The following is a 1,165-nucleotide window of genomic DNA, read 5'->3' as shown; positions in this document are numbered from 1 at the left end:
GTGTTCCCGCGCCACATCCGCGATCCGCAGCAGCCGCACCCGCACAGGCACTTCGGCGGTCACGTCGAAGGCAGTCGCCGCCAAGGCGTGCACCTCGCTCGCGACCTCGTCCACACCGATCGCATGCGCGGCCACATCCAGCGCCACCTGCCCGGCGGGTAGCACCACCTGCACCGGACCATCTGGGGTCTCCGGATACACCGTGCGCAACACCTCATGCCGCGCGACCACGTCGTGCACAGCCGCACCCAGCGCGGCGACATCCAGTTCACCGGTCAACCGCAATGCGAACGGCAAGTTGTAGGCCGCCGAACCCACAGCCTCATCGGACTGATCGAAGCGGTTGAGGAACCACATCCGCCGCTGCGCCAACGACAACGGCAACCGCTCCGGCCGGGCGATACTCCCCAGCTCCACATCACGCTCACCGTCCGTGTGGGACTCCAGCGCGGCCGCCAACCCCGCCACGGTCGGGCTCTCGAACAACGTCCGAACCGGCACCCGAGCATCGACGGCCGCGCCGAGACGCGCCACGACTCGAGTCGCGATCAGCGAATTACCGCCGAGGGCGAAGAAATCGTCATCCGCACCCACCCGGCTGACACCGAGCACCTCACCGAACACACCCGCCACGATCTCCTCGACCGCCGTCGCGGGCGCACGGAATTCCCTTGCGATGAAGGCGGGTTCGGGAAGCGCCTTGCGGTCGAGCTTGCCGCTGGCGTTCAGTGGGAACGCCTCCAGCGCGACGACCGCGGCCGGAACCATATACGAGGGAAGCGTTTCACCGATCGCCGCGAGCAATTCCCCCTGTTCGATCGACTGCCCGGGCGCCGGGACCGCGTAGGCGACCAATTGGTCACCCAACGCCGAAGGCGCGACAGCAGCCACCGCCTGGCTCACCGCAGGCTGCGCCAGCAACGCCGTCTCGATCTCCCCCAGCTCGATCCGCTGACCACGGAACTTCACCTGGAAATCGGTCCGGCCGAGATAGTCCAGCCGATGTGGCAGCACTTCGGTAGGGGCGCGCCAGACCACCAGATCGCCGGTGCGGTACATCCGCTCCCCGTGACCGAACGGGTTGGCCACGAACCGGTCGGCGGTGAGATCCGCACGCCCCACATAACCACGCGCCAACTGATCACCCGCCAAATACAACTCACCG

The 1,165-nt window shown here is 67.5% G+C and carries 1 protein-coding gene; it reads right to left on the bottom strand.

Annotation, left to right across the window (positions count from 1 at the left end):
* The coding region (locus ACT89H_RS29385) for a condensation domain-containing protein (RefSeq protein WP_445111920.1) at positions 1–1,165 on the bottom strand (1,165 nt) is incomplete at both ends.

It is taken from the genome of Nocardia aegles (assembly GCF_052545135.1).
Note: the sequence above shows the minus strand (reverse complement) of the source record. Positions and strands in the feature narration are given on the sequence as shown.